Source organism: Bacillus sp. FJAT-14266, from assembly GCF_001719225.1.
Taxonomy (GTDB): domain Bacteria; phylum Bacillota; class Bacilli; order Bacillales; family Bacillaceae; genus Bacillus; species Bacillus subtilis.
In genome coordinates, this window is sequence record NZ_CP017072.1 from 3,007,445 (window position 1) to 3,029,227 (window position 21,783).

The 21,783-nt window shown below is 38.5% G+C and carries 23 protein-coding genes, 1 tRNA gene and 5 pseudogenes; 18 read left to right on the forward strand and 11 right to left on the reverse strand.

Annotation, left to right across the window (positions count from 1 at the left end):
• Nucleotides 1-6: 6 nt before the first annotated feature.
• Nucleotides 7-1,410 (reverse strand): peptidoglycan-N-acetylmuramic acid deacetylase PdaC, encoded by a 1,404-nt coding sequence (gene pdaC, locus BGM23_RS15530; RefSeq protein ID WP_003245023.1) that lies wholly within the window; start codon nucleotides 1,408-1,410, stop codon nucleotides 7-9.
• Nucleotides 1,411-1,663: 253 nt separating this feature from the next.
• Between pdaC and cotT the strand changes: the two genes are divergently transcribed.
• The 4 genes from cotT (at nucleotide 1,664) to BGM23_RS15550 (ending at nucleotide 4,299) form a co-directional block, all read left to right on the forward strand.
• Nucleotides 1,664-1,912 carry a spore coat protein CotT gene (cotT, locus tag BGM23_RS15535; RefSeq protein WP_015715704.1) on the forward strand — a complete coding sequence of 83 codons (249 nt, stop codon included), beginning with the start codon at nucleotides 1,664-1,666 and terminating at the stop codon, nucleotides 1,910-1,912.
• Nucleotides 1,913-2,034: 122 nt separating this feature from the next.
• Nucleotides 2,035-3,024: a heme o synthase gene (gene cyoE, locus BGM23_RS15540; RefSeq protein WP_072692652.1), complete on the forward strand. Its 990-nt coding sequence runs from the start codon at nucleotides 2,035-2,037 to the stop codon at nucleotides 3,022-3,024.
• 619 nt (nucleotides 3,025-3,643) lie between these two features.
• The gene (locus tag BGM23_RS15545; RefSeq protein WP_003232822.1) at nucleotides 3,644-3,973 is read left to right on the forward strand and encodes a YjdJ family protein; all 330 of its coding nucleotides are present in this window, start codon (nucleotides 3,644-3,646) and stop codon (nucleotides 3,971-3,973) included.
• A 131-nt stretch (nucleotides 3,974-4,104) separates the two neighbouring features.
• On the forward strand, nucleotides 4,105-4,299 hold the full coding sequence (locus tag BGM23_RS15550; protein WP_003232825.1) for a DUF4177 domain-containing protein: 195 nt from the start codon (nucleotides 4,105-4,107) through the stop codon (nucleotides 4,297-4,299).
• 39 nt (nucleotides 4,300-4,338) lie between these two features.
• Here BGM23_RS15550 and ybaK read toward each other — a convergent pair whose 3' ends face one another.
• Nucleotides 4,339-4,806: a Cys-tRNA(Pro) deacylase gene (ybaK, locus tag BGM23_RS15555; RefSeq protein ID WP_015715700.1), complete on the reverse strand. Its 468-nt coding sequence runs from the start codon at nucleotides 4,804-4,806 to the stop codon at nucleotides 4,339-4,341.
• A 228-nt stretch (nucleotides 4,807-5,034) separates the two neighbouring features.
• On the opposite strand from ybaK, the gene BGM23_RS15560 reads away from it, so the two are divergent.
• Nucleotides 5,035-5,430, forward strand: coding sequence for a hypothetical protein (locus tag BGM23_RS15560; protein ID WP_009967031.1), 396 nt, complete (start codon nucleotides 5,035-5,037; stop codon nucleotides 5,428-5,430).
• A gap of 218 nt (nucleotides 5,431-5,648) precedes the next feature.
• Entirely contained in the window at nucleotides 5,649-6,155 is a 507-nt protein-coding gene (locus BGM23_RS15565) for a GNAT family N-acetyltransferase (RefSeq protein ID WP_015715699.1), read from the forward strand.
• A gap of 45 nt (nucleotides 6,156-6,200) precedes the next feature.
• On the opposite strand, the gene BGM23_RS15570 is transcribed toward BGM23_RS15565, so the two are convergent.
• The 4 genes from BGM23_RS15570 to manR form a co-directional block, all read right to left on the reverse strand.
• Nucleotides 6,201-6,683, reverse strand: a complete 483-nt coding sequence (locus tag BGM23_RS15570; protein ID WP_072692633.1) for a YjdF family protein — start codon at nucleotides 6,681-6,683, stop codon at nucleotides 6,201-6,203.
• Between the two features lie 169 nt (nucleotides 6,684-6,852).
• The gene (gene manA, locus BGM23_RS15575; RefSeq protein ID WP_015715697.1) at nucleotides 6,853-7,800 is read right to left on the reverse strand and encodes a mannose-6-phosphate isomerase, class I; all 948 of its coding nucleotides are present in this window, start codon (nucleotides 7,798-7,800) and stop codon (nucleotides 6,853-6,855) included.
• Nucleotides 7,801-7,814: 14 nt separating this feature from the next.
• A complete protein-coding gene (gene manP, locus BGM23_RS15580; RefSeq protein ID WP_038427604.1) occupies nucleotides 7,815-9,767 on the reverse strand; it encodes a PTS mannose transporter subunit IIABC in 1,953 nt (650 codons plus the stop codon).
• A 149-nt stretch (nucleotides 9,768-9,916) separates the two neighbouring features.
• Nucleotides 9,917-11,863: a mannose transport/utilization transcriptional regulator ManR gene (gene manR / locus BGM23_RS15585; RefSeq protein WP_015715695.1), complete on the reverse strand. Its 1,947-nt coding sequence runs from the start codon at nucleotides 11,861-11,863 to the stop codon at nucleotides 9,917-9,919.
• 550 nt (nucleotides 11,864-12,413) lie between these two features.
• Here manR and BGM23_RS15590 point away from each other — a divergent pair.
• Entirely contained in the window at nucleotides 12,414-12,761 is a 348-nt protein-coding gene (locus tag BGM23_RS15590) for an Ig-like domain-containing protein (protein ID WP_015715694.1), read from the forward strand.
• 159 nt (nucleotides 12,762-12,920) lie between these two features.
• Here BGM23_RS15590 and BGM23_RS15595 read toward each other — a convergent pair whose 3' ends face one another.
• Both BGM23_RS15595 and BGM23_RS15600 read right to left on the reverse strand, forming a co-directional pair.
• Nucleotides 12,921-13,676, reverse strand: a complete 756-nt coding sequence (locus BGM23_RS15595) for an SDR family oxidoreductase (RefSeq protein WP_038427603.1) — start codon at nucleotides 13,674-13,676, stop codon at nucleotides 12,921-12,923.
• Between the two features lie 236 nt (nucleotides 13,677-13,912).
• Nucleotides 13,913-14,230 carry a putative quinol monooxygenase gene (locus BGM23_RS15600; RefSeq protein WP_072692634.1) on the reverse strand — a complete coding sequence of 106 codons (318 nt, stop codon included), beginning with the start codon at nucleotides 14,228-14,230 and terminating at the stop codon, nucleotides 13,913-13,915.
• Nucleotides 14,231-14,662: 432 nt separating this feature from the next.
• Here BGM23_RS15600 and BGM23_RS22025 point away from each other — a divergent pair.
• The 3 genes and pseudogenes from BGM23_RS22025 to BGM23_RS15615 all read left to right on the forward strand — a co-directional run bounded on the left by BGM23_RS22025 (nucleotide 14,663) and on the right by BGM23_RS15615 (nucleotide 16,202).
• Nucleotides 14,663-14,958, forward strand: a pseudogene (locus tag BGM23_RS22025) (contact-dependent growth inhibition system immunity protein).
• Between the two features lie 399 nt (nucleotides 14,959-15,357).
• Nucleotides 15,358-15,558, forward strand: a complete 201-nt coding sequence (locus BGM23_RS22210) for a hypothetical protein (protein ID WP_015715692.1) — start codon at nucleotides 15,358-15,360, stop codon at nucleotides 15,556-15,558.
• A gap of 128 nt (nucleotides 15,559-15,686) precedes the next feature.
• The gene (locus BGM23_RS15615) at nucleotides 15,687-16,202 is read left to right on the forward strand and encodes a hypothetical protein (protein ID WP_014476481.1); all 516 of its coding nucleotides are present in this window, start codon (nucleotides 15,687-15,689) and stop codon (nucleotides 16,200-16,202) included.
• A 45-nt stretch (nucleotides 16,203-16,247) separates the two neighbouring features.
• Here BGM23_RS15615 and BGM23_RS22215 read toward each other — a convergent pair.
• Nucleotides 16,248-16,357 (reverse strand): annotated as a pseudogene (locus BGM23_RS22215) (peptidoglycan-binding domain-containing protein); the annotation flags it as partial.
• Between the two features lie 85 nt (nucleotides 16,358-16,442).
• Here BGM23_RS22215 and BGM23_RS21920 point away from each other — a divergent pair.
• From BGM23_RS21920 to BGM23_RS15630, 4 genes and pseudogenes are all read left to right on the forward strand, one after another.
• A complete protein-coding gene (locus BGM23_RS21920) occupies nucleotides 16,443-16,646 on the forward strand; it encodes a hypothetical protein (RefSeq protein WP_128422176.1) in 204 nt (67 codons plus the stop codon).
• Nucleotides 16,647-16,899: 253 nt separating this feature from the next.
• Nucleotides 16,900-17,237 (forward strand): annotated as a pseudogene (locus BGM23_RS21925) (YolD-like family protein).
• 91 nt (nucleotides 17,238-17,328) lie between these two features.
• Nucleotides 17,329-18,057, forward strand: a complete 729-nt coding sequence (locus BGM23_RS15625) for a hypothetical protein (protein ID WP_015715689.1) — start codon at nucleotides 17,329-17,331, stop codon at nucleotides 18,055-18,057.
• A gap of 53 nt (nucleotides 18,058-18,110) precedes the next feature.
• Complete coding sequence (locus tag BGM23_RS15630; RefSeq protein ID WP_015715688.1) at nucleotides 18,111-18,347, forward strand: hypothetical protein; 237 nt, start codon at nucleotides 18,111-18,113, stop codon at nucleotides 18,345-18,347.
• 32 nt (nucleotides 18,348-18,379) lie between these two features.
• Here BGM23_RS15630 and BGM23_RS21530 read toward each other — a convergent pair.
• Nucleotides 18,380-18,484: pseudogene (locus BGM23_RS21530) on the reverse strand (peptidoglycan-binding domain-containing protein); the annotation flags it as partial.
• A 136-nt stretch (nucleotides 18,485-18,620) separates the two neighbouring features.
• Here BGM23_RS21530 and BGM23_RS15635 point away from each other — a divergent pair.
• From BGM23_RS15635 to BGM23_RS21930, 4 genes and pseudogenes are all read left to right on the forward strand, one after another.
• Complete coding sequence (locus tag BGM23_RS15635; protein WP_046664081.1) at nucleotides 18,621-20,396, forward strand: T7SS effector LXG polymorphic toxin; 1,776 nt, start codon at nucleotides 18,621-18,623, stop codon at nucleotides 20,394-20,396.
• A gap of 11 nt (nucleotides 20,397-20,407) precedes the next feature.
• Entirely contained in the window at nucleotides 20,408-20,800 is a 393-nt protein-coding gene (locus tag BGM23_RS15640; RefSeq protein WP_003232847.1) for a CDI toxin immunity protein, read from the forward strand.
• Nucleotides 20,801-20,833: 33 nt separating this feature from the next.
• Nucleotides 20,834-21,142 carry a hypothetical protein gene (locus BGM23_RS15645; protein WP_046664079.1) on the forward strand — a complete coding sequence of 103 codons (309 nt, stop codon included), beginning with the start codon at nucleotides 20,834-20,836 and terminating at the stop codon, nucleotides 21,140-21,142.
• A 54-nt stretch (nucleotides 21,143-21,196) separates the two neighbouring features.
• A pseudogene (locus BGM23_RS21930) lies at nucleotides 21,197-21,498 on the forward strand (contact-dependent growth inhibition system immunity protein).
• A 133-nt stretch (nucleotides 21,499-21,631) separates the two neighbouring features.
• On the opposite strand, the gene BGM23_RS15655 reads toward BGM23_RS21930, so the two are convergent.
• A tRNA-Val gene (locus tag BGM23_RS15655) sits at nucleotides 21,632-21,704 on the reverse strand.
• Nucleotides 21,705-21,783: the final 79 nt, after the last annotated feature.

Genomic DNA, 21,783 nt, shown 5'->3' on the forward strand with positions numbered 1-21,783 from the left:
TTTAATTTATTTCGCTTCTCTTTGTTTTTTAACCTCTTCAAGCTGAGAAACCGTCACCAATTGATAGCCTTGATCGGTGAGCTTTTTTATAATTTCATCGGCCGCATCAGCAGAGGTGCGGTAAATATCGTGAATTAAAATGGTTCTTCCATCTCCCGCCTGATTCATGACACGGTCAACAATTGTTTTTTTGTTACGGTCTTTCCAATCTTCCGGGTCAACATCCCATAACGCAACATCCATTTTCATTTGACTCCGCAGTTCATCATTAATGCCGCCGTATGGGGGTCTTACAAGCGTCGGACGGTATCCGCTTATTTTTTCAATGATGTCTTGCGTATCATTGATCTGCTTTAAAGCTTCTTTCACTGAAAGCCTTGTGAGAAGCGGATGGCTCCATGAATGGTTCCCCACCTCATTTCCTTCTTTCAGCATTCTTATTAGCGTTTCCGGATAATATTGAACCCTGCTCCCCAAAACAAAAAACGTGGCATGACCCTTATATTTCTTCAAGGAGTCTAGAATCTGATTTGTTGTCGCAGGATTCGGGCCGTCGTCGAAAGTAAGCGCAATGACTTTTTGATTTGGATCAACCGTTTCCTCTTTGGGTAAAGAAATCACTTCATGCTTCGGCTTTTGTTCTTTGATTTTATTTTTATTTTTTGCTTTATCAATATATTGTTCTTTCAGAATGTCTTTCAAAAGACTTTTCTTAATGGCAATCGATTGCTCTCCAAGATAGCCTGCTGCAACCTGATATGTGTCAAAGTAAAGTTCGATATAATCCTCCTTGATGGCAAAGCGGCTGAAATTTTCTTTTTTCGGAGCCGTCCCTTCCTTTAACAGTGCATCGTCCGCGGCAATGTCCTTATTCTTTTTCAGCTCGTGATAAGCGATTAACGAAAGCTTATGTAAGTAGTCAGCGTCCTCTTTGAAAATATCATCAATGGAAAGAAACGCTTGTTTACTAAAATCATAGTTAAACGTTTTTTTCACGGTTTGCCCGTGTGCCCCGCCGATGTATTTATATTCATTAAATACAATCGCCACTGTCTGTTTGGCATAATGGACAATTTTATAATCAACATTTAATTCGTTGCGTTTTGTCGTATGCTCTTGGTCAACGTCTTTTGTTTCCTTTTGAAATTGACGAACCTCTTTTTCTGCGAATCTTTTTAATGCCGAATCCATTTTTTCATTTTTGAAAACGGGATAGTTAACCGCGTAATTAAAAGTTTTCCCGTCATTCACAAGCGTTGCGATCTCAACATTCCCATATTGAGAATCAGTTCTTACTTTATTCATGACCGTTTCTTTTTTCAATGAATGATTATGGAAAAAGCCGATAAGGCCCACCACACATACAACTGCTATTAATACATGAAACCATTTGATTCTTTTTGCCAACAACAAAAACTCCTTCTTTCGTAGCCATTTCGATTTACTCTTCATCAGTTGGAACTGTATCTATTTAGAAATGTTTTTGTAACATTGCAGTAACATTTATTTCACATTTGTAATACTATGAGATTTAGAAGTTCATGTCAATCCTTTTTAAGGAATTTCATCATAAAAAAAACCGAATTTCATGAATGTACATACACCCAACTTAAGCATCAGGAATATGGTAAAAGGAATAAAAAAAGCTAGGGAGGTTTTCCTCTTGGATTACCCTTTGAATGAACAGTCATTTGAACAAATTACCCCTTATGATGAAAGACAGCCTTATTATTATCCGCGTCCGAGACCGCCATTTTATCCGCCTTATTATTATCCAAGACCGTATTATCCGTTCTACCCGTTTTATCCGCGCCCGCCTTATTACTACCCGCGCCCGCGACCGCCTTACTACCCTTGGCACGGTTACGGCGGCGGTTATGGCGGAGGATATGGCGGAGGTTACGGTTACTAGTCGCCGCATATCAAAATGGGGGCAGTCGAGCTCCCCATTTTTTTGTTTTAAAAATGACAATATCATGACAAATATAGGAAATAATTGTGATTCTGTCCCCCTCTTGTTACGATAACAAAAGCATGCAGTTTTGGGGGAGGCGTCTATTTTTGGAGAATACAAGAGATTCTGCAGCCATATCTGAAACAAAATACATAAAAGCTTCGAACCGGGTAACCATTTACGATTTTATCAAACTTGCAAAGCCGGGCATTATCATATCAAACTCGATAGCAGCCTTCGGCGGGTTTTGGATCGCGTTTGCAAGCGCAGAAAAAACGTTAACCGGCTTGGCTTTTTTGATGACAATGGTAACAGCAATGTTGGGAACCGCGTTTGTGATGGCTTCCGGCACTGTCTATAACAACTATTTTGATCGGCATATGGACGCAAAAATGGCACGCACTCGCAGCAGGGCCTCGGTCACAGGGAAAATGCCGCCAGCCATGATCTTAACATATGGCTCTGTTTTAGGGATCGCAGGCCTTGCCATGCTTTATTCCCTCAATCCATTAACGGCCTATCTCGGACTGGCCGCCTTTATTTTTTATGCGATCATCTATACGGTATGGGTGAAACGAACGTCTGTGTGGAGCACATTTGTCGGGAGCTTCCCAGGAGCTGCGCCGCCATTGATGGGGTATTGTGCCGTAACCGGTGACTTCAGTATGACAGCAGTGCTGTTGTACACGATTATGTTTCTGTGGCAGCCGCCGCATTTTTGGGCGATTGGGATAAGACGCAAAGAGGAATATCGTGCCGCTGGCGTTCCGCTCTTGCCAGTAGTCAAAGGCAACCATGTAACTAAAATAAAAATGATGCAATATATTGCCGTCCTGGTGCCGGTCACGCTATTATTTCCTTTCTCTCTCGGCACCGGCCATATAAGCCCATTTTATTTCTTAGCCGCCTTGGTTCTCGGAGGCATATGGATCAAAAAAAGCATCAAAGGATTCAAAACAGACGATGACGTGAAGTGGGCAAAGGATATGTTTGTCTACTCGCTTATTTATTTTTGCTTGCTGTTCTTCATCATGATGATCGATTCATTTATGATGTTTCTAATCAGATGATGCAAAAAGAGCCACACATTAATGTGACTCTTTTTTGTTTGGAAAAACAGCATCTAATAGAAATGTCACGGCAAAAAACACAGCCATGCAAATCAAAAATCGTATAATCTCACTCAAAATCCAGCTATCAGCTATGCGCATACCATCGGTTTCTCGGAGGGTTGCGCATATTGAAAAAATCATGAGTATGTTTTTTAGGGTTTCTTTGTTCATAAAATACCATCGCTTTCTCGATAGGATGACTTAAAGGCAATGAGATAAGTCATCAAGATATAAAATGTGTCGCATCGTTGCATGTTTTGATTGAAAGAAATCATTGTTTTTTTGCCAGCCAATTGTAAAGCTCAGGCAAACAGATGAAAACCGTTTCTGTGAAAAAGCAGATCTAATCGAATGCTTCTATACTCTCTCCACAAATAAAAAATGCTAAGAAATACATTTGTTTCTCTAATCTATAAACCCGCACTCTTTTTCCATCATCAGGTATTATAAGCCAAAAACAAACAAAAAAATAGACTTGCGTTTAAGTTGTATGAAAGTGAAATTGCAAGAATAACCCATACGGTGGTAATATATTGTTTGATTTTCCCATATTCATAGATTTGGAGGTCATACAAAAGTGAAGGGAATATTTTTAGTTGTTCAGCTTGGATTTTCTATTATGGTATTTCTGTTTTTAGCTGCTGTTAATTGGTATCAAGGAAGCGAGCTTGTTTCAGATCGATTTGATTGGAACTATACTGCTAAACTCTCAAAACTGCTAAATGGAATTGATGCCGTCAGCAGCCCCAAACAAATTTCACAGCTTGATTTTTTCATCTATTCCGCTAAACACTACCCTGTTATGAGTGCGTTAATGATCATCTCCTTCTTATATGTTCTGGCCGCTCTTTTTTTACTTATATACTCAGTCAAATGCAATAAGCAAGAGATTCATTTGGACTGCTGACCCGGTAAAATCCGTTTTTATAGCCCTTTAACTCTTCAAGATGTTCCTGTGTTTAGTGAGGCAGACCTTAACCTAGGTTTTCGGAACTTCTCGCTCCATTTTACGTATACCTTAATAGGAGGGATCAAACGATGAAAGAATATGAATTCGTAAGAGTTGAGCTGAGCACGATGAGAAGAAGGCCTAAAGAAGACTACCAGCAAATCATCCATGATTATGCGAAAAGAGGCTGGAGATTCGTTCAGATTTTCGCTCCCAGTATAGATGGGTATGGGGCAGCTGCTTATTTTGAAATCATATTTGAAAGGGATGCGGAAAAAGCTTAATCGATATGACTAAGCTTTTTCGTTCCCCTATATCTGCATCTATACAATTTCTGCAAATGCGGCATCACATGATCTGGCTAAATCTTGTGGCGCCAACTTTAGCTGCATACCGATTTTCCCTGCACTGACAATAATAAAATCAAGCGTTTCTGCAGATGCATCAATATAGGTCGGGAACATTTTTTTCATGCCAATTGGCGAGCAGCCGCCGCGAAGATAGCCAGTTACCGCTAACAGCTCCTTCATTGCAATCATTTCTATTTTCTTTTCCCCTGTCACCTTTGCTGCCTTTTTTACATCTAACTCTTCTGCAACGGGTACAACAAAGACATAATAATGATTTGTTCCTGCTGCTGCAACCAACGTTTTATATACATATTTCACAGGATAACCGATTTTTTCCGCAACAGAGATGCCATCTACCGGCTGGCCGTCTGTTTTATACCCTAATACCTCATAAGAGATGTTCTGCTGTTCTATCAGACGAACCGCATTTGTTTTTGCCATTTTTTTCACCCACTATCAAAATGATGTATGTCTAACTTCTTGCAGTAATATGTAAATTCTATCATCCTAACCTGCATTTTCAAGGTTACTAGCATTGAATCAACGAAAGGACAAATTGATTTCCTTGGACGCCTATAGCCCATTATTAGACTACATGGAACAAAACAGGAATGAACAAATAACTCTCACATACAATTTGTATGAATGGAAAATAAAGGAGTGGTTGCTTTGTATCATTACTTTTATGGCCCTGCGTTAATTCCTTACTTTTCACATACTCATAACCCTCAAAGAAGTCCAGACTTCTCAGAAAGACAGCGAAGAAGAGAAATCACATTGACTGTAGATGGCTTTGTCCCCCCATCTTCCACCGAAGATCTTGGAGACGGCTTTTATTCTTACGCATGGACGAACCAACAGGTCATCAATCCAGGTGAATACTTAGTTTGTCATCTTGAAGGAAGAGATATCAACGTGATAAATGGTGGATTCACTCCGCGCGATACTGCTCCATTGTATGCGGTAGCAAGCTTTCCAAGACGAAGAAACCAATGGGTCATTATCATTCATAATCCTGTGCAAACCCAAAGAGCCATATCGCTTTATTTGATTGCGAAAAGGTAGCACAACATGTTATCAGAAACCCTGCATTCAGGAACAGAAAAACGGGTAGGGACACATTAACATCGGTATTTTCCTACCCGTTTTTGGTCTGGGCAAACTCTTACCTGTCACTCTTTCAATTCCCCTCAATTTCTTCATCTTTCTCTACTGCCAAGGTATCAGAGAAAATTGTTATATGTTATCATTATTCCCAGTAAAAAGAAAAGAGGATTAGATATATGGTTCTCCTTGAGACGAATCGATTACGATTAAAAACGATTGATATTCCCCTTCTTGACGCCGCGTCTAAACAAGATCATCAGGCTATCAAAGACTTAGGTTATGAAACAAATGGTGAATGGCCAAATTCTGATTTTTTTGAAGCGATACCTTATTTCCGCGAGATTTTAGTCAAAAACAATGGAACAAAAGGATTTGATTCATGGATTATTGTAAAGAAGGACAGCCATGAAATTGTTGGGGGAACTGGATTTTTAGGTGACCCAGACGAAAATGGCATGATTGAAATCGGTTTTGCAACAAATAAAAGTCATCGCCGCAAAGGTTATTGTGTGGAAGCCGCCCAAAAACTAATAAAATGGGCATTAAGCCAAGAAACAGTAAACCGGATAACCGCAAGATGCGAACATGATAATCTAGGCTCACAAAAAACCTTGGAGAAGTTAGGGTTTATATTGAATCATAAATCAGCGGATTATAAACATTGGATATATGTTACAAAGTAGAGTCCTTAATTACAAAAGCAGGCACTGCGCCTGCTTTTGTTTGGATTATTTACCTCTGTGCTTCTTTTTCGCTTTTTGCTTTTTGAGCATATACCTTTGCTCTTTTACACGTTCTCGTTGTTCTTTCATTATTTGTTTTTTCTTTTGCTTTCTTGCTTCAAGCTCTAGCTTTATCGCCTCTTGAGCTTTAGAAGCTACTCCGGCGTTTTTCAACTCTTTTGAAACCTGGCGCTGCAATCTTTTTGGATTGATCTTTTTTTGACGCCTGCCTTGTAAACGAACTCCTTCCTGCTCAGCTTGGGCCAACATATTCAGGAGTTGGTTATGAACAAACTCTAATACTTCAGAATCCCTCGGCTCTGTGCCAAAAAGATGACGAAAGGCTCTTAGCTTTCCATTGTTCACAACTTCAACAACGCCTACCCAAAACTGACCATCATAGTAAACCGTTAATTTCATAACGATTCCCTCCTCATAAAAGATATTAAAGAATGATGGACATCCCGAGGAGGGGAAGGTTACTGACATGATCAATCATGCATCCGGACTACCAACCGAATCGTGTTTTTTCATTCTTTACCATATACAGAAAAGAGTGTAACATTTCTTCTCCAACTATTAAACTCTTATTTTAGTTAGATCATTGCTGGAGAATAGGAGTCTTCACTCGCAAATTTATTTCTCAAGCCCTGCCATGTTACAGATGGGAAACAATACATTCGGCATACCCTTCGAGTTTAAATTCTCCAAGACCGTGAGGCAGCAACATATGATCTCCTTTTTTGAAGGGATAGACATACTCACCAGAGATCATACGGCCCTCCCCTTCAATCACACTGATAAGAAGGAATGGTTTTTGCTGCTTTAAGCTTGCTGATCCTGATAAGTTCCATTTCCCCACCGAAAAGTAAGCGCATTCAATCAATGTCGTTGTAAGCAAATCCTCAATTTGTTTATGGTGAACTGTATGCCGTTCTGGAATAGACGGGACCTCTATCACTTCGATGCTCTTTTTCAGATGAAGCTCGCGCAGCTTGCCTTCTGCATCTTTTCGGTCATAATCATATAATCTGTAGGTTGTGTCAGAGTTCTGCTGCGTCTCCAAAGCAAGAATTCCTTTTCCAATCGCATGAACAGTACCGCTTGGCACATAGAAAAAATCCCCCGGCTTTACCTTTACACGGCGCAAGAGCTCATCCCATTCTCCATGCTCTATCATGGTAGTTAGTTCTTCCTTTGTTGTTGCATTGTGGCCATAAATAATCTCGGCATCTTTTTGGCAATCAATAATGTACCAGCATTCTGTTTTTCCAAGCTCACCGTTTTCATGTATGTTGGCATATTCATCATTCGGATGCACCTGAACAGATAAGTCCTGGTCAGCATCTAATATTTTTGTAAGCAGAGGGAAACGATCCCCTTCAAGCTGTCCGAATAAATGTCTGTGATGTTCCCATAATTCGCTGAGCGTGAACCCCTTATACATTCCGTTTTGAACAACGCTTTGACCATTTTGATGCGCGGCAAAAGCCCAGCACTCTCCTGTTCGTTGTGACGGAATGGTATAGCCAAAATCAGCTAAAGCGGTCCCACCCCAAATTCTTTCTTTGAAAACAGGCTTGAAAAATAACGGTTCAGTCGTCATGAAAATCCCCCGCTTTATTCGATTTCTTCTAGCAGCTTGTAGGCTTCTTCTGTTGTTTGCACAGAGAGCAGCCGCTCCCTATAATTGTCATCCATTAGCTTACGAGATAGCATCTGCAGTATTTTGAGATGCTGGTTTCCCCCGCTCTCTTTCGGTACAGCAATCATAAAGATTAATTTAGCTTCTGATCCATCCAGGCTATTCCAATCAACGCCTGATCGTTTGATCCCAAAGGCAACACTCGGCTCCCTGACCGCCTCAGACTTTCCGTGCGGAATCGCGATATTCATGCCAATCGCCGTTGTTCCCTGTTGTTCACGATTCAAAATGGCTTGTTTAAACCCGCTCTCTGAAAGCAGCGCACCTCTTCGTGACAATTTCTGAATCAATTCATCTATGATGTCATCCCTCGTTTCCCCCGATAAATTTGGTTCAATTAATTCCGGGCTGATAATGTCTGTCAGTTTTTTAAATTCCGACATCTCAGCTTTTTGGCTTTGAATTGGCTGCTTTATTTCATTTGCTGCCGCAGCTTCATTTGGCGCGGAGGGCGGTGCAGTTTCACTGAGCACAGGAGACGCCGTAATATCCTTTTTTAGTACATTGACGAACAGAGCAGTGACAAGAGATCCTGCAATCACAGCAATAAAAAACATCAAGACATGATCAACTGCGCCAAGCACTGCAACGATAGGTCCGCCGTGCGCCACTCTGTCTCCCACATTGCCAATCATGGCTATCACAGAACCTGTCATTGAGCCTGCCATAATACTTGGAATAACGCGCAGAGGGTCCTGCGCCGCAAATGGAATCGCTCCTTCAGTAATGCCGAAGAGACCCATCGTAAATGCCGCTTTCCCCATTTCTCTTTGAGATGCCTCGAATTTTCTTTTTCCCAAAAACGTCGCAACGCCAAGGCCAATCGGGGGGATACAAATGGCGACAGCAATTGGTCCCATAATTTCATAATTTCCTTCTCCAATCATTGCCGATCCAAACAGAAACGCCACCTTATTTACAGGACCGCCCATATCAAATGAGATCATCGCCCCTAAAATCAATGCCAGAAGGATCGAGCTCGACCCTTTCATCCCCGCCAGCCAAACTGTTAAAGAGGCGAAAATTTGAGCTACAGGCGCGCCTATCAAAAATACAAACGCTAAACCTACAATCAGTGATGCAAACACCGGAATAATAATAATCGGCATAATCGGCTGGATGGCTTTTGGAACTTTTAATTTTTTGATCCAAAGTGCAGCGTATCCGGCCAAAAACCCGGCAATAATCCCCCCGAGGAATCCGGCGCCGCTTGCGCTGTCATAAAAACTTCCAGTCGCCGCAATATAACCGCCGATCATACCTGGCACAAGCCCCGGTTTATCAGCGATGCTATAGGCGATATAGCCGGCTAAAATCGGAATCATAAATGAAAATGAAGCACTGCCGATCTGTTCAATCGTTTTCCAGAAGGAATCATCCGGAATAACTAAGCCTTTAGGTGTTTTCTCCCCTCCAAGCGTTAATGCAACCGCTATCAATAATCCGCCGACAACAATGAAAGGAACCATAAATGAAACGCCGTTCATTAAATGACGGTAAATTGGATTTTGTTTCTTCTCCTGATGATTACCGGATTCCGATTTTGTAGCGGAACGATAGACCGGTATATCCCCGTTAAGAGCTTTTTGAATCAATTCTTCCGGTTTGCGGATACCGTCCTGTACCCCCACAGACAGCAGTTTTTTGCCTATAAACCGGTCTTTGTTTACCGAACGGTCTGCAGCAATAATGATTGCTTCCGCTTCGCGAATTTCCTCTTCGGTTAGCTTATTTTCGACACCAATCCCTCCCTGGGTCTCAACTTTGATGCTAACGCCCAGTCTGTCAGCAGCTTTTTGCAGATTTTCCGCTGCCATATATGTATGGGCGATTCCATTCGGACAAGATGTAATCGCTAACAGTTTCATAGGAACCCTCCTTTAAAGTGTGAATTATAAGATCTTGTCTCAACTGTATACCGAAATCAGCTCATTAAAATCGCTTTTTTTTACCATAGGTTCCGGTAATAAAGGCATTTTTCCCTATAACAAAAAAAAGCAAGGAATAATCCCTGCTTTTAATAATCCAAATGAGATAAAAATGTCATGACATTGGCTTCTTTCGTCAGCTTCTGGACGAAGGCCGGCTGCTCGCTAAGATATGAAAGCTCGCTAAACAGCTGCTTTGTCATGGTTTGATCCTCGTGTTTGACAGCCAGCATAAAAACGAGCGAAACTTTTTCATTTCCCCATTCAAGCGGCTCCTTTAATGTGGCAATCGCGATTGCTGATTGTTTAATAAATTTAGCGTTTGCATGAGGAATGGCAATGCCTGACCCAATATTTGTCGCCGACATTTTTTCCCTCATCACCGCATGAACCGCATAGTCCTTATCAACATAGCCTTTCTCAAACAAAGCTGTCGCCAGCTGTTCGATTAACTTGTAGCGGTGCTCTGCCTCCTGCTGCAAAAAAACCAAAAAAGGAGTCGTATTGTTCAGCATCTGAAACGTTTTTTGTTTTTGGCGGTGTGATTCGCCCAGCTGACATATAAACGCACTTAATTTCTTCTCTTCGCCAGGCTCTAAAAGCGGAGACACAACAATATGGGGAACCGTTATATTCTCCAGCGCAATGGTGGATATGACAAGATCAATATCCTCATGCTTTTTGATATAATCCTTTAAATCGGCCTTTGCAATACAAGCCATTACAGCGATTTGGTGATATTTCCGTTCAATTTTTGTCCGCAGCAATTGTGACATCCCAATCCCCATGTGGCAGACGATAACCGCCTTTTTATGTGTCTCGCTGCTGCCCTGCATCCGTTCGATCGCTGCCTGAAAATGCAATGTCAAATATGCTGCCTCTTCCTCAGGAATATGAAGATCAAAAGTTTGATTGATGTCTTCCAAAACATCAATGATGAGGTGGAACAAATAAGGGTACATCTTTTTGATGTCATTGAGCATAGGATTTGCTACAGAAAGATCGTAGCTCAGCCGTTGTAGCACAGTATTGAGATGAATGTTCAAACCATTGATCAAATCCTGATCCTTATGAAAATCCATCATTTTCAGCTCTGAAACACGATTGATTAAATGCCCTACAACCTTAGGAAGCACAGCATTTTCAAAATTCTCTTCTGTCTGCAATGGATAACGAACTTTACCGCCCAATATATGTAATGTTAAGTACACGGCTTCTTCTTCAGGGAAGCGGATTGCAAAAACCGGTTCAAGCCGCTGTAAACAAGCAAATGTCCATTGATATTCTTTCTTCTTTCTTACTGCCGCCATTTCTTTTGGGGACAATGAAATCGGCTGCTTCATTTTGATGCGGCGGACCATTAACAATGTATGCAGCAGCAAATTTTCAAACGTTTCGTCTGTGAAATAGAGGGAATGCTTTTTTTGTAGTGATTTGATTTCTTTCGTCACAAAGTCTACTTCATAATGTAAAAACTTACTTTTAATAAATTGGCTGGTAAACGCTGTATTGTGGATCAAATCAGATATTCTTGCCAATGCCTTTCTTTTATTTCTTTCGTTCCCTTCAACCTTTAATCCAAGCCGCTGCCTAGAAACCAGTGTGAGATCAAAACGCTTCAGCCACTCTTCTACTGCGTATAAATCCTTTTTAATGGAAGATCGATTGACAAAATGCCGAGCGGCAATGTCTTTTGCGGAAACAGGCTTCGGATTCATTAATAAGTCATAAGCAATGTGCAGCATTCTTTCTTCATCGCTCCGCTGCCTAGAAGAAAAATGTTCAGTATGTAATTGTTGGCTTAGCCAGGTCCTTTCCTGTTCTTCTATATGTAAATAAACGCCCAACCCTGGTTTTCGAATAAGCTGTGCATGAGAATGCTCATTGAGATAATCCTCGATCACTTTCAAATCATTCCGGATTGTTTTTTCAGAACACTGTACCCTATCTGCGAAATCTTGCACAACTAAATAGTCATCAGGTTCAGATAACAACAGATACAAAATCTCTTTTTGTCTTGTATTTATGTATTCCATCTGTTTTTCTATCCTTCCTGTCAGTATCTACTTGAGCAAATTGATAGTATAAGTATACTATATAAGAAACCGTTTACATTATAAAATAAAATCATAGAGACAAAAGTTTCGTTTTTTACCGAAGCTTCCGGAAAAATGCGATTTTTATACTCTTTGAGTTTGCTATGTAATGTATATTCAGCAGAAATTCATAAAAATACTCCAATTCTTCACCTATTTAGAACGAAGATTTTCTAATGTATGAGTACGAAAGTAAGAACATGATGAAGAAAAATGATTTGGTATCTTCGGGGATAAAGTGCAGGTAACAAAATTTCCACACGCTCAACAAACTAATAACCATCAAATGTGTTTTATTAACATTTTAAGGATGGCCATTCTCTCTCAGCAATTTTCAATCATAAATACAAACTCTGTGCAGGGCACACAATAGTCTTAGCTCAAATCAGTTGATCGTTCACATATTATTAACATTTATTTACAAGGAAAATAATTACTTTTATTGAATTGTTATAGTGCAAGACAAAAAACTTTAAAGGAGTGTTTCAAAATGAATTTCAAAAAAACGGTTGCTTCTGCTTTATCGATTTCTGCGTTAGCTCTGTCGGTCAGCGGGGTAGCTTCAGCTCATGAAATAAACTCCACACCTACTGAAGTAAAGAACATTTCTATTTCACCTACACATGTTATCAAGATTCAAGACTATGATTTACCTCTAAAAGTTGGAGAAACCTATTCTGTTAAAAATAATTCAGCTACTCGTTATTGGACTGATAACCAAAAAGTTGCTGAAGTCGATCAAAATGGTTTAGTGACGGCTAAATCAAAAGGGAAAGCCACGATCACTTTGTTTAAAGGTACTGCAGTATTCGGAAAAGTATATGTAACGGTTTATTAATCTCTTATCTGCCAGATTTTCTGGATGCAAAACATGCATGAATAAAATAAGGTCCCCCTCTAAAAAGAGAAGGGACCTTATTTTATTTCAATTGCGCTTCAAGTTTAGATTTAGTTTTGGGAATACATCATACATTGGTGTATATTGTGTTTCAGTAGCTTAGCCCCGAATAAATCCACCTTCTGAATGAATAATTTGTCCAGTTATCCATTCAGCCTCATCACTTGCAAGAAAAGCAATCATTCGTGCTGCATCATCTGGTGTGCCAATACGCCCCATTGGAAATTTAGGTGAAAGAAAATTTCTTATTTCATCTGTCATCCATGTAGAATCTGTTGGACCTGGGTTTACGGCGTTAACAGTGATGCCCAATGGTGCAAGTTCTTGTGATAACGACCTAGTAAATGCAGAAATAGCTCCTTTAGTTGCTGCATACGCTAACTCCCCAGGCAAAGGACCTAAATCCTGCCCTGATGTCATATTGATGATTCTTCCTGATATTAAATTAGATTTTTTAAACCGACGGGCGAATTCAACACAAAGAAGAAAATTCGATCTCATATTAACCGCATAATGCTCATCAAGTGATTTAGCATCTAACGATACATAATTATCACTTGCGGAATGAGCTGCATTATTAATAAGGATGGAAGGATATCCTAATTTATCTGAAATTTTTTCATGTATTGTGAATGCAGCATGTGCATCTGATAAATCAATTTTCATTGCCTCACAGCGGACACCCATACGTAAAATTTCTTGTTGAAATTCTTCTATCCAGGCCGTATTAGAATTCCAGTGAGTAAAGAAGATATGTATACCCTGTGAGGCTAACTTACGACAAATAGCCGTACCAATATCCCCTTGACTGCTTGCTCCTGTAATTAGTGCGATTTTTTCTTGAGAATGACTCATTATTTTAACCTCCAATTTATACGGAGTATCTCCATTATGATGGTAACAAGCTATCCAAAGAATATAATCCATTAAATCAAACAGAGCTGACTTTGAATACATTTTAAAATCAGCTTAAAAAAACATTTTCGTCTCAAAAAATATTAAATAGAAAAAATAAGATTTGGACAACAATTTACTACTTAGTCACAAGTGGCTGATACTAAGTCGTTGAATGTCTCTTTTTAAAGAGCCTTTCAATCATTCACATTGCTTTTCATTAACCATTCTACTTCCGTTAATTCTTGTTTTTGAACGTCTATTGTGTGTTTTTTCGTGAAATGGGTTTTCACAGCTTCTTCGTTTTCCCAAATCTCCCAAAGCATTATTTTACGTTCTGATGGCTCAAGCGGATAAGCATGGAATGTAATACAACCCTCTTCTTTGTTCGTTTCTTCCTCAAGTTTTTTGAATTCCTTCATTATCTCATTAAGGTCTTTATCACTGATGATTTTTAAACATGCCGTTATGTAATGCATCGAAATTTCCCCTCCCATCATTTTATGGCTTTTCATTATAACATTTTCTTGAAAAATAAAAACAACCCCCGACATTAAGGCAGCGATTTAAGGGGTAATAGTAGAGTAATGAATGCGATTGACGGTACTATATTTGGTGTTAAAGACTTAGTCGTGGGGGTATGGGAACCGACGAAGAACTGATTCAAAGACTAGCTAAAAGCAAAATGAGTAACAAGAAGATTTCCAGTTCATCATCATTTAAAAATAAAGCACTACAGAAAGAGCTGTTAATAGTACTCTTAATTTACAGTTAGATAGAAAAATGGTTAAATTGTGATAAGAACAAGCCTTTATACTCCTATAAAGGAAATGAAGATTTAAGAAGAGAAATAGCCAAGGGAGAAGATACAATTACTGTTTTAACAATTGCTAAAATTTATTGAAAAGGTATCTTTATATTAACTGGCTAGCCAACGAGATGATATCATGATAGATACAAACTTATCTGAACCTGTATTTCATTTTCTAGGAGGTATATTTCATCAAGATATAGAAACTCCAGAGTCAGCACTGGACGAATACTTAGAAGAGATTCCAAAAGAAGAGCAAAAAACTGATATAGTAGCATTAAAAGATTTTACAGTGATTATTTGGATGAAGACAAGAATGATTTTATAGATGAAGCTGCTGACGGAGTGGACATTCTTAGTTACGGAGTATCTCCATTAGTATGGCTCGAACAAGTTATTCAAATAATAGAAAAGAATATTGAAACCTTATAATCCATTAAACCTAGCATAAAAATAGGGCTGATTTTGAATTCACTTCTTAATCAGCAAAAAAATTTTCGTCCTCAATTCGTCCCTATGTAGACACAAAGCTAACAAATATAACTAAATAAAAAACCCTTGTTACGCAAGGGTTTAAGCTATGATTTCGACTGGTCTCAAACCAGGGGCCTCTCCCCCTGTCACAAGGTAGCGATTATATTCTAACATTAAGCTGGCTTGCACATGCCCGCTTAACCCCGAGTAACGCTGCTACCACTATACACTTATGGTCTGCTGGATAAGGGAAACATCATTTCATATACCATTAGACATATTACGGATTGCTCAATTTTTATATAACTGTTGGAAACGGTTTTTCCGTCTGCGATAATTAAATAAGAGGTGAAATCAATGAATGGTATAGAGTTTTTAGAGTCCGTGTCTCAACTGGGACAAATAATTTTATTATTCTCCGGCTATGCCCTTTACTGGAGATTAGGTAAAACAAAAAAAGAACGAAAACTTACAAAATACGAAACTTTTCTTAGATTCTTTGTAATGTTCGGGATATTTGCATGGGCACTTTCGTTTCTTGCTTTGCACTTGTGGTAACAATCTTCTGTCGATATTTGACTTATTATGTCTAATTTGTTTAATTCTAAATAAAACTCCCTTTTTCTTGAAAAAATGTATGTTACTATTGAATTGCTTTACCATTTCAAAAAAGGGGGAGTTCACACATGTTGAAAAGATTGTTTTTTCTGGCGTCGATTTTCTTTCTTGCTATTGCCACAATTGCACCAGCAGCTTCAGCAACACAATTGAATCCGGAGGACGGTTTAGATGGCTTAACTGAAGAACAAATTGAAAAATCTGTTGCAGAAGTTGAGTACATCTTTACTAAAATTTTAGTTTTTGACAAAGAGACGGGATATACAGTCAATGAGGACGAGCTTGAAAAAGCTCCTTATCCTCCAGCTCAAAAAGAGGGCATGATTGCTTTCGCTAATTATATGAATAAGGAATATAATTATACCGATGTCAAAATCAATAGTGTTCAAGGATGTTTAGAAGATGCACTTAACTTAAGTAAAGGTGCTTTAAATCAAGTTCAAAAAGCCATTCAAAACGGAGATTGGTTGACTGTTGTAGGATTTCTAGGAACTATAGGTTTAGCAGTTTCCCCACCAGCAGTATTTGCATTCTTCCTACTCTGTGGTGCTCCAGTGGCAAAGATTGCTCCACAAGAAAATTGATAAATGAATTTTAAACCCCTTCTACAACAGAAGGGGTTTAATTTTTTATAATTTCGCTTCAAGTTTCGCTTTAGTCTTAGGTCCATAAATACCGTTAGCTTTTAACCATTCATCAGTTGGAACCGTTTAACCGCGTTTGCGATTTTTGATCCGTAGAATATGAGATTCAATTAAACACCACCATTGCATATATAAAAAAAGATAAAACGGTCGTAGAACATCTTTATACAGAAAGTGTAAATGACAAAAGTTCCATGGAAACAGAAAATTTTAAAAACCTTATGTTTGTTTGGAGAGAAAAGTTCGCCAACAACTCGCGAATTTGATAAACCTGCTTTATTAAAGCAAAGTAAAAAACCCTTGCTGCACAAGGGTTTAAGCTATAATTCCGACTGGGCTCGAACCAGCGATCGCTACCCTGTCAAGGTAGCGATTATGTTCTGATACGAACGTATGTTTCATTTCGAAACCTTATTTTATAGGGTTTTCTGACAAATGTTTCTGATAAAAAATCTTCTGTTTTGACTAAAAATGAACAAGTTGGTCCCCAATTCGTCCCCATCTGTCCCCAAATAGCATTATAACTTACCGATTCTTTTTCTAATTAGGATTACACTACAGTCTTGATATTCCATTATTTTCTCCGTTAATTAAGGAACGTTTGTTCGCATATAATTTATCCAAGGAGATGATCAGAATGAGTCAAGGAATTTACGACAAGAGATGGGAACAAAAATTCATATTGCCTGAGCAAAGGGCTGCCCTTTTAAACAGAAAGAGAGAGAAGTTAAGAAAATCGAAAAACCCATTCTCGATGAATACCTGCTCGAGGAAATGGCACGCACTATTTGCGAAGCCATGGAATTTAACTCGCTTCTGGTCATCACTGTATACAGAGATGGCTTTATAGAAGAAATAACAGGACATGTCCATTTCATAAACGAAGTGAAACAGAAGTTTCATGTGAAGGATTTAAAAGGTGATACAAATTTAATTAAATTGTCTGATATTACAAACGTAAAGAATCTTTACTAACAGAATACATCTTGATAATAATCACATCCTATGGAATAATTATCATTATTTAGAAAACAATTAATATTTTATAAAACCTTTGGGGGCAATTATGAAAGAATATGAAGAGAAGTATCAAGAAACAAAAGCAAAACACTTAGTTTTATGGAAAGACCTTATCTCTAAAATATTTGATGGTGTGCCTACTTCTCAAATGACAATTACTGACCGAAGTCATATAGTTCGAATATTACATAAGATAGGGAGTAGTGAAGCTGATAATCATACTTTTATGCCAGCAGGTGGCGGGGATGATCTAACAGATTCTGTTTTTTCTTCTGAAGATGGACGTATAGAATTAAACTTTAGCGGTAATGTTTTAATAGTAAATCCTACAAAATTATCTTTCCATCCAATTGGAGAAAATCCTGAATGGTGGTATTTTAGACTAGATACTAGCTCGTTTAACCGTAGTAAAGTATATGAAGATCAGCAAGATGAAGAAACTAATACTCATCAGCTTATCGATGAGAGCGAACTTCATTGGTCTGTGCATTTCAACGGAGAAGAAGTTCTTGAATTAACCTCTGGAGAATATGAAGACCGCTCATTATGGGAAGAAGGTTTTTTAGGATATGATGAAGATGGCCGAGAAATAAAAATGCCAGATACCGCTCGTATTGTGACAAGAATGATTAACGGTGGTTCGTTTGTAATTTTCCCGAAATATTCTCTATATAACAGAAACTCAGCAACTTATGATGGCCGCCATAATAAGGTAACTAACGAAGAGTTTGCTAGCTATATTAAAGATGTAGTTGCAAGTTTAGATAAAAAATAGGCATGTATAAAAAATAAAACCCTGCTCTTATAGAGAAGGGTTTTTCTATTAAGATGTACCTTCCAAAAGTTCAGTTCACTCATCATACAGTCGATACTTCTTCCGACCTGCTTCTAATTAATGGTAAAATCACTTCCAAGAAAATTGCAAACATTGATAAAACGGCTAAGGATGCAATCGCCAATTCTGATTACACGTTTGTAAAGTATGGAGGTAACCGCCACGGCCATATGGAATTACGATTCACTGCAACCGGAAACTGGTACACACATCACGTTTCTATTAAATAAGAGAAAAGCCCTCCCAATCGGGAAGGGCTTTTTTATTTAAGAAGGGATTCGAGCTTCGCTTTAGTTTTCGGGCCATAAATGCCATTAGGATTTAAACCATTCATCAGCTGGAATCGTCTTACTGCGTCATTAGTTTCCAAACAAATAATCCGAATAGGTAAATTGACACAGATCAAATTATTCATTTCACACTTTTGAATTACATCGCTGTCTATTTCTTCATTTTCCCATGGTAAAATCTTGTTGGAGCTATTCAAACGAAAGGATATGATCATGAAAGTATTTGAAGCCAAATCACTGCTTTCAGAAGCAGATAGACGTGCAAAGGAATACAAAGAATTAAGAAGTCAGATGGTCAATCTAAAAAAGGCTTTTAAAGCTGTAGCTGATTTAGATGACAGTGAGTTTTCTGGAAAAGGTGCCGACAACATCAAAGTATTTTACCAAGATCATGCCGGTGTAGCTGACAATTGGATTGACTTACTTGATATGAAAATTGCTTTCTTAACAAGCATTTCAGGCACTTTAGATGACGCCAGCTTGTCTGATGCATACATAGAAGAATCCTTCTTAGAACACGAGCTGGCTAACGCCTACACAAAATCAAAATCCATAATGTCTGAACAAAAGAAAGCGATGAAAGATATCATACATGATATCGACGATATTCTTCCGCTTGATTTGTTCTCGACAGAAACCTTTAAAGACGAACTTGCCGATGCGGAGAACCAACGCAAAAAAACAGTTAATAAAGTAGGCAGTGTTGACGAAGCACTTGTTTCTGAATATGCTCAGTCAGAGCCAAACGAGCAATTCATCAAGAAGGACTTTCAAAAGCTTGAGGAATCCACAGGAAAAGGGAAAAACGCTACGCCCATTCACTACGCCAAGGCGTACCGTGAAAGTGACATACATAAGAAAAAAGGCGATATCGAGAAACAGACTGAAGCTTATTTGAAGATCAAGAAAGATGAAGCGAAAGAACGAGAAATCAAAGAGCTGAAAAAGAAGCTAGCTGACGGAGTGACGGATCCAGATGAATACTTAGACATTGCCAAGAAGGTCGGCTATGAGAACCTTACCCCTGAACAGCTTGAATTTGTTTCATTTCTTGAACAGCGTAAAGCTTTCATGGATAACGGAAAAGAAGTGTTGCAAATCATAGGTGATGGCGCCAAGGGTGCGATTGTTGGTATATACGATCTTGCCAAGGATACCGGTGAAGGAGCCATTCAATTCGGATGGAATATCGGTTGGACAATTGACAACTTAAACAAGGAGCCTCAAAAAGTGCTGGATACCGTTTTGGAATACGACTATCAAGCTGCCTTTCAAAGTATGGTTGACACATTGAAGGATAATTGGGATAAAAAAATGATTCACGGGGATGCATATACACGGATGCACTATGTTACTTATTTGGGCGGAAGTCTTCTGTTATTGAAAGGTGGAAAGTCATCTGTCTCAACAGGCTCGAAGGATCTTGCTAAAGTTGGGAAAGCAGCTAGTGAAAAGATTAAGAATGGCAATCCATCTGTCAAACCTTATGTTAATCGATATACTCCTGCATTAGAAGGGATTCTACAAGACGCCGGGAATACTATTAACGTTAAAAATACGCCGCTCCTAAAAAGAATAGCCGATTCCACTAAAGATAGTGTATTCTTTAAATCAATCAATGGTAAGTCATCAAACAACAAGACAGTTAAAAAAGGCCTTTCCAAAAAATCAAGAGAAGTCGCGCTTCCAAAGGTAGATACATATGAACAAGCTAGAAATGAGGCGCTAAATCTAATTGGTGATTTAGGAATAGATTCAAAACCTTTTATAGGTACTTTATCTAAAAGCGCAGGCTTTGGTAAAGTTACTGGCCGAATGTCTGGAGATAATAAAGTCCTTTGGAGATTAGATTATGACCCCGAAAAGGGACCTCATATAAATGTTGAGGATTATAGAAATGGAAAAGGAGATAAGGCAAAGAAATATTATATACCTTTTAACGGAAACGAAGATACTTATAAATCCCTTTTAAAACATTTAAATAAATAGGAAGTGTTAATATGACTTTATACGAAGAATGTCTAGAAGCTCTTGGAGATAACAAAGAAGTCCTCACTATTTCTGAGACACGCAAATATCATGAACAACTTGGCGAAAGCTTCCCCTTCACATCATGGGGAAGAATTAAATGGGATGAAGTAACTACTCACAGATCTATTGATTATGCTGAAGATATCGACGAATGGTTAATTGAGAATAAAATAGATGACAAAAATGTTATTCTCCTCTGGGCTTATGGTGATTATCCAGCTGTAAAAACCAGCTTAGACAACGCTTTAAACGTAATTGATGATGTAACTGCTGTAGGTTCAGATACTTTCATGTTCAGCGAATCTGGTTATGTTATTGAATTTTTCCATGATGGAGATGTAACAATAGGAAAAGCAAGCTGAAAATAATAGCCCTTCTTAGTTAAGAGGACCAATATGAACTTAGAGAAAAAAATGGAAGCTATATTAATTAAAAGAAAAGAACTTAATCTTAATGATGACTATGAAATTCAAAAGAGTTGGGATGAAATAATTGAAGTACTCTCAGAAAATGAGGAAAATTCAATTAGCTATCTAGAAAATTGTAATAAAGAAGATTTATATTGGATCAGTGAAGTATTTGAAGATTTAGCTGAAAGTTTGCAAAGTAAAGAACTTATTAATTGTTTAAGAAAATTAGATGAAAAGTACCCTGATTTAGAAATGACAAATTATATTGATATAGCAGAAAGTTATATAGAATAAGATACGTACCATCTCTCAGATTTAAAGTTACCAGTTTCTTGGTGGTGATAAGTAATGATAGAAATCGAAGTTTCTGATTCTGTATTTGGATTCCTTGGCGGTTATTTTCATCAGGATATTGATTCTCCAGAATCAGCACTGGACGAATACTAGAAGAGATTCCAAAAGAAGAGCAAGAAACTGATATAGTTGCATTGAAAGATTTTATTAACAGCGATTATTCGGATGAAGAAAAGAATGATTTTATCGATGAAGCTGCTGACGGAGTGGACGTTCTTAGTTACGGCGTATCTCCAATCATATGGCTCGAACAAGTTATTCAAAAAATCGAAAAGAATATTGAAACTTTAACCTAGCATAGAAACAGAGCTGATTTTGAATTCACTTCAAAATCAGCTTAAAAAAACTTCCGTCCCCAACTCGATGAATGATGACAAAATCAATAAATAGGCAAAGTAAAAAACCCTTGCTACGCAAGGGTTTAAGCTATGATTCCGACTGGGCTCGAACCAGCGACCTCTACCCTGTCAAGGTAGCGCTCTCCCAGCTGAGCTACGGAATCATGATATGTATGTGTTGCTGGGTATGTTATTGTCTTTCTGACAAGTTCTATTATATAACCTTCCCTTCTATTCGTCAAC

What these genes read in the sequence shown, in the direction of transcription:
- BGM23_RS15625 (WP_015715689.1), top strand. Translation starts at nt 17,329, where the DNA reads ATGAAAGAATATGAAGAGAAGTATCAAGAAACAAAAGCAAAACACTTA.
- BGM23_RS15600 (WP_072692634.1), bottom strand. Translation starts at nt 14,230, where the DNA reads ATGAAAAGCCATAAAATGATGGGAGGGGAAATTTCGATGCATTACATA.
- BGM23_RS15570 (WP_072692633.1), bottom strand. Translation starts at nt 6,683, where the DNA reads ATGTCAGTAACCTTCCCCTCCTCGGGATGTCCATCATTCTTTAATATC.
- BGM23_RS15615 (WP_014476481.1), top strand. Translation starts at nt 15,687, where the DNA reads ATGTTGAAAAGATTGTTTTTTCTGGCGTCGATTTTCTTTCTTGCTATT.
- BGM23_RS15635 (WP_046664081.1), top strand. Translation starts at nt 18,621, where the DNA reads ATGAAAGTATTTGAAGCCAAATCACTGCTTTCAGAAGCAGATAGACGT.
- BGM23_RS15590 (WP_015715694.1), top strand. Translation starts at nt 12,414, where the DNA reads ATGAATTTCAAAAAAACGGTTGCTTCTGCTTTATCGATTTCTGCGTTA.
- BGM23_RS15595 (WP_038427603.1), bottom strand. Translation starts at nt 13,676, where the DNA reads ATGAGTCATTCTCAAGAAAAAATCGCACTAATTACAGGAGCAAGCAGT.
- BGM23_RS15565 (WP_015715699.1), top strand. Translation starts at nt 5,649, where the DNA reads ATGGTTCTCCTTGAGACGAATCGATTACGATTAAAAACGATTGATATT.
- BGM23_RS15550 (WP_003232825.1), top strand. Translation starts at nt 4,105, where the DNA reads ATGAAAGAATATGAATTCGTAAGAGTTGAGCTGAGCACGATGAGAAGA.
- cyoE (WP_072692652.1), top strand. Translation starts at nt 2,035, where the DNA reads ATGCAGTTTTGGGGGAGGCGTCTATTTTTGGAGAATACAAGAGATTCT.
- BGM23_RS21920 (WP_128422176.1), top strand. Translation starts at nt 16,443, where the DNA reads ATGACAAAAGTTCCATGGAAACAGAAAATTTTAAAAACCTTATGTTTG.
- manP (WP_038427604.1), bottom strand. Translation starts at nt 9,767, where the DNA reads ATGAAACTGTTAGCGATTACATCTTGTCCGAATGGAATCGCCCATACA.
- BGM23_RS15630 (WP_015715688.1), top strand. Translation starts at nt 18,111, where the DNA reads ATGTACCTTCCAAAAGTTCAGTTCACTCATCATACAGTCGATACTTCT.
- BGM23_RS22210 (WP_015715692.1), top strand. Translation starts at nt 15,358, where the DNA reads ATGAATGGTATAGAGTTTTTAGAGTCCGTGTCTCAACTGGGACAAATA.
- BGM23_RS15645 (WP_046664079.1), top strand. Translation starts at nt 20,834, where the DNA reads ATGAACTTAGAGAAAAAAATGGAAGCTATATTAATTAAAAGAAAAGAA.
- ybaK (WP_015715700.1), bottom strand. Translation starts at nt 4,806, where the DNA reads ATGGCAAAAACAAATGCGGTTCGTCTGATAGAACAGCAGAACATCTCT.
- manA (WP_015715697.1), bottom strand. Translation starts at nt 7,800, where the DNA reads ATGACGACTGAACCGTTATTTTTCAAGCCTGTTTTCAAAGAAAGAATT.
- BGM23_RS15640 (WP_003232847.1), top strand. Translation starts at nt 20,408, where the DNA reads ATGACTTTATACGAAGAATGTCTAGAAGCTCTTGGAGATAACAAAGAA.
- manR (WP_015715695.1), bottom strand. Translation starts at nt 11,863, where the DNA reads ATGGAATACATAAATACAAGACAAAAAGAGATTTTGTATCTGTTGTTA.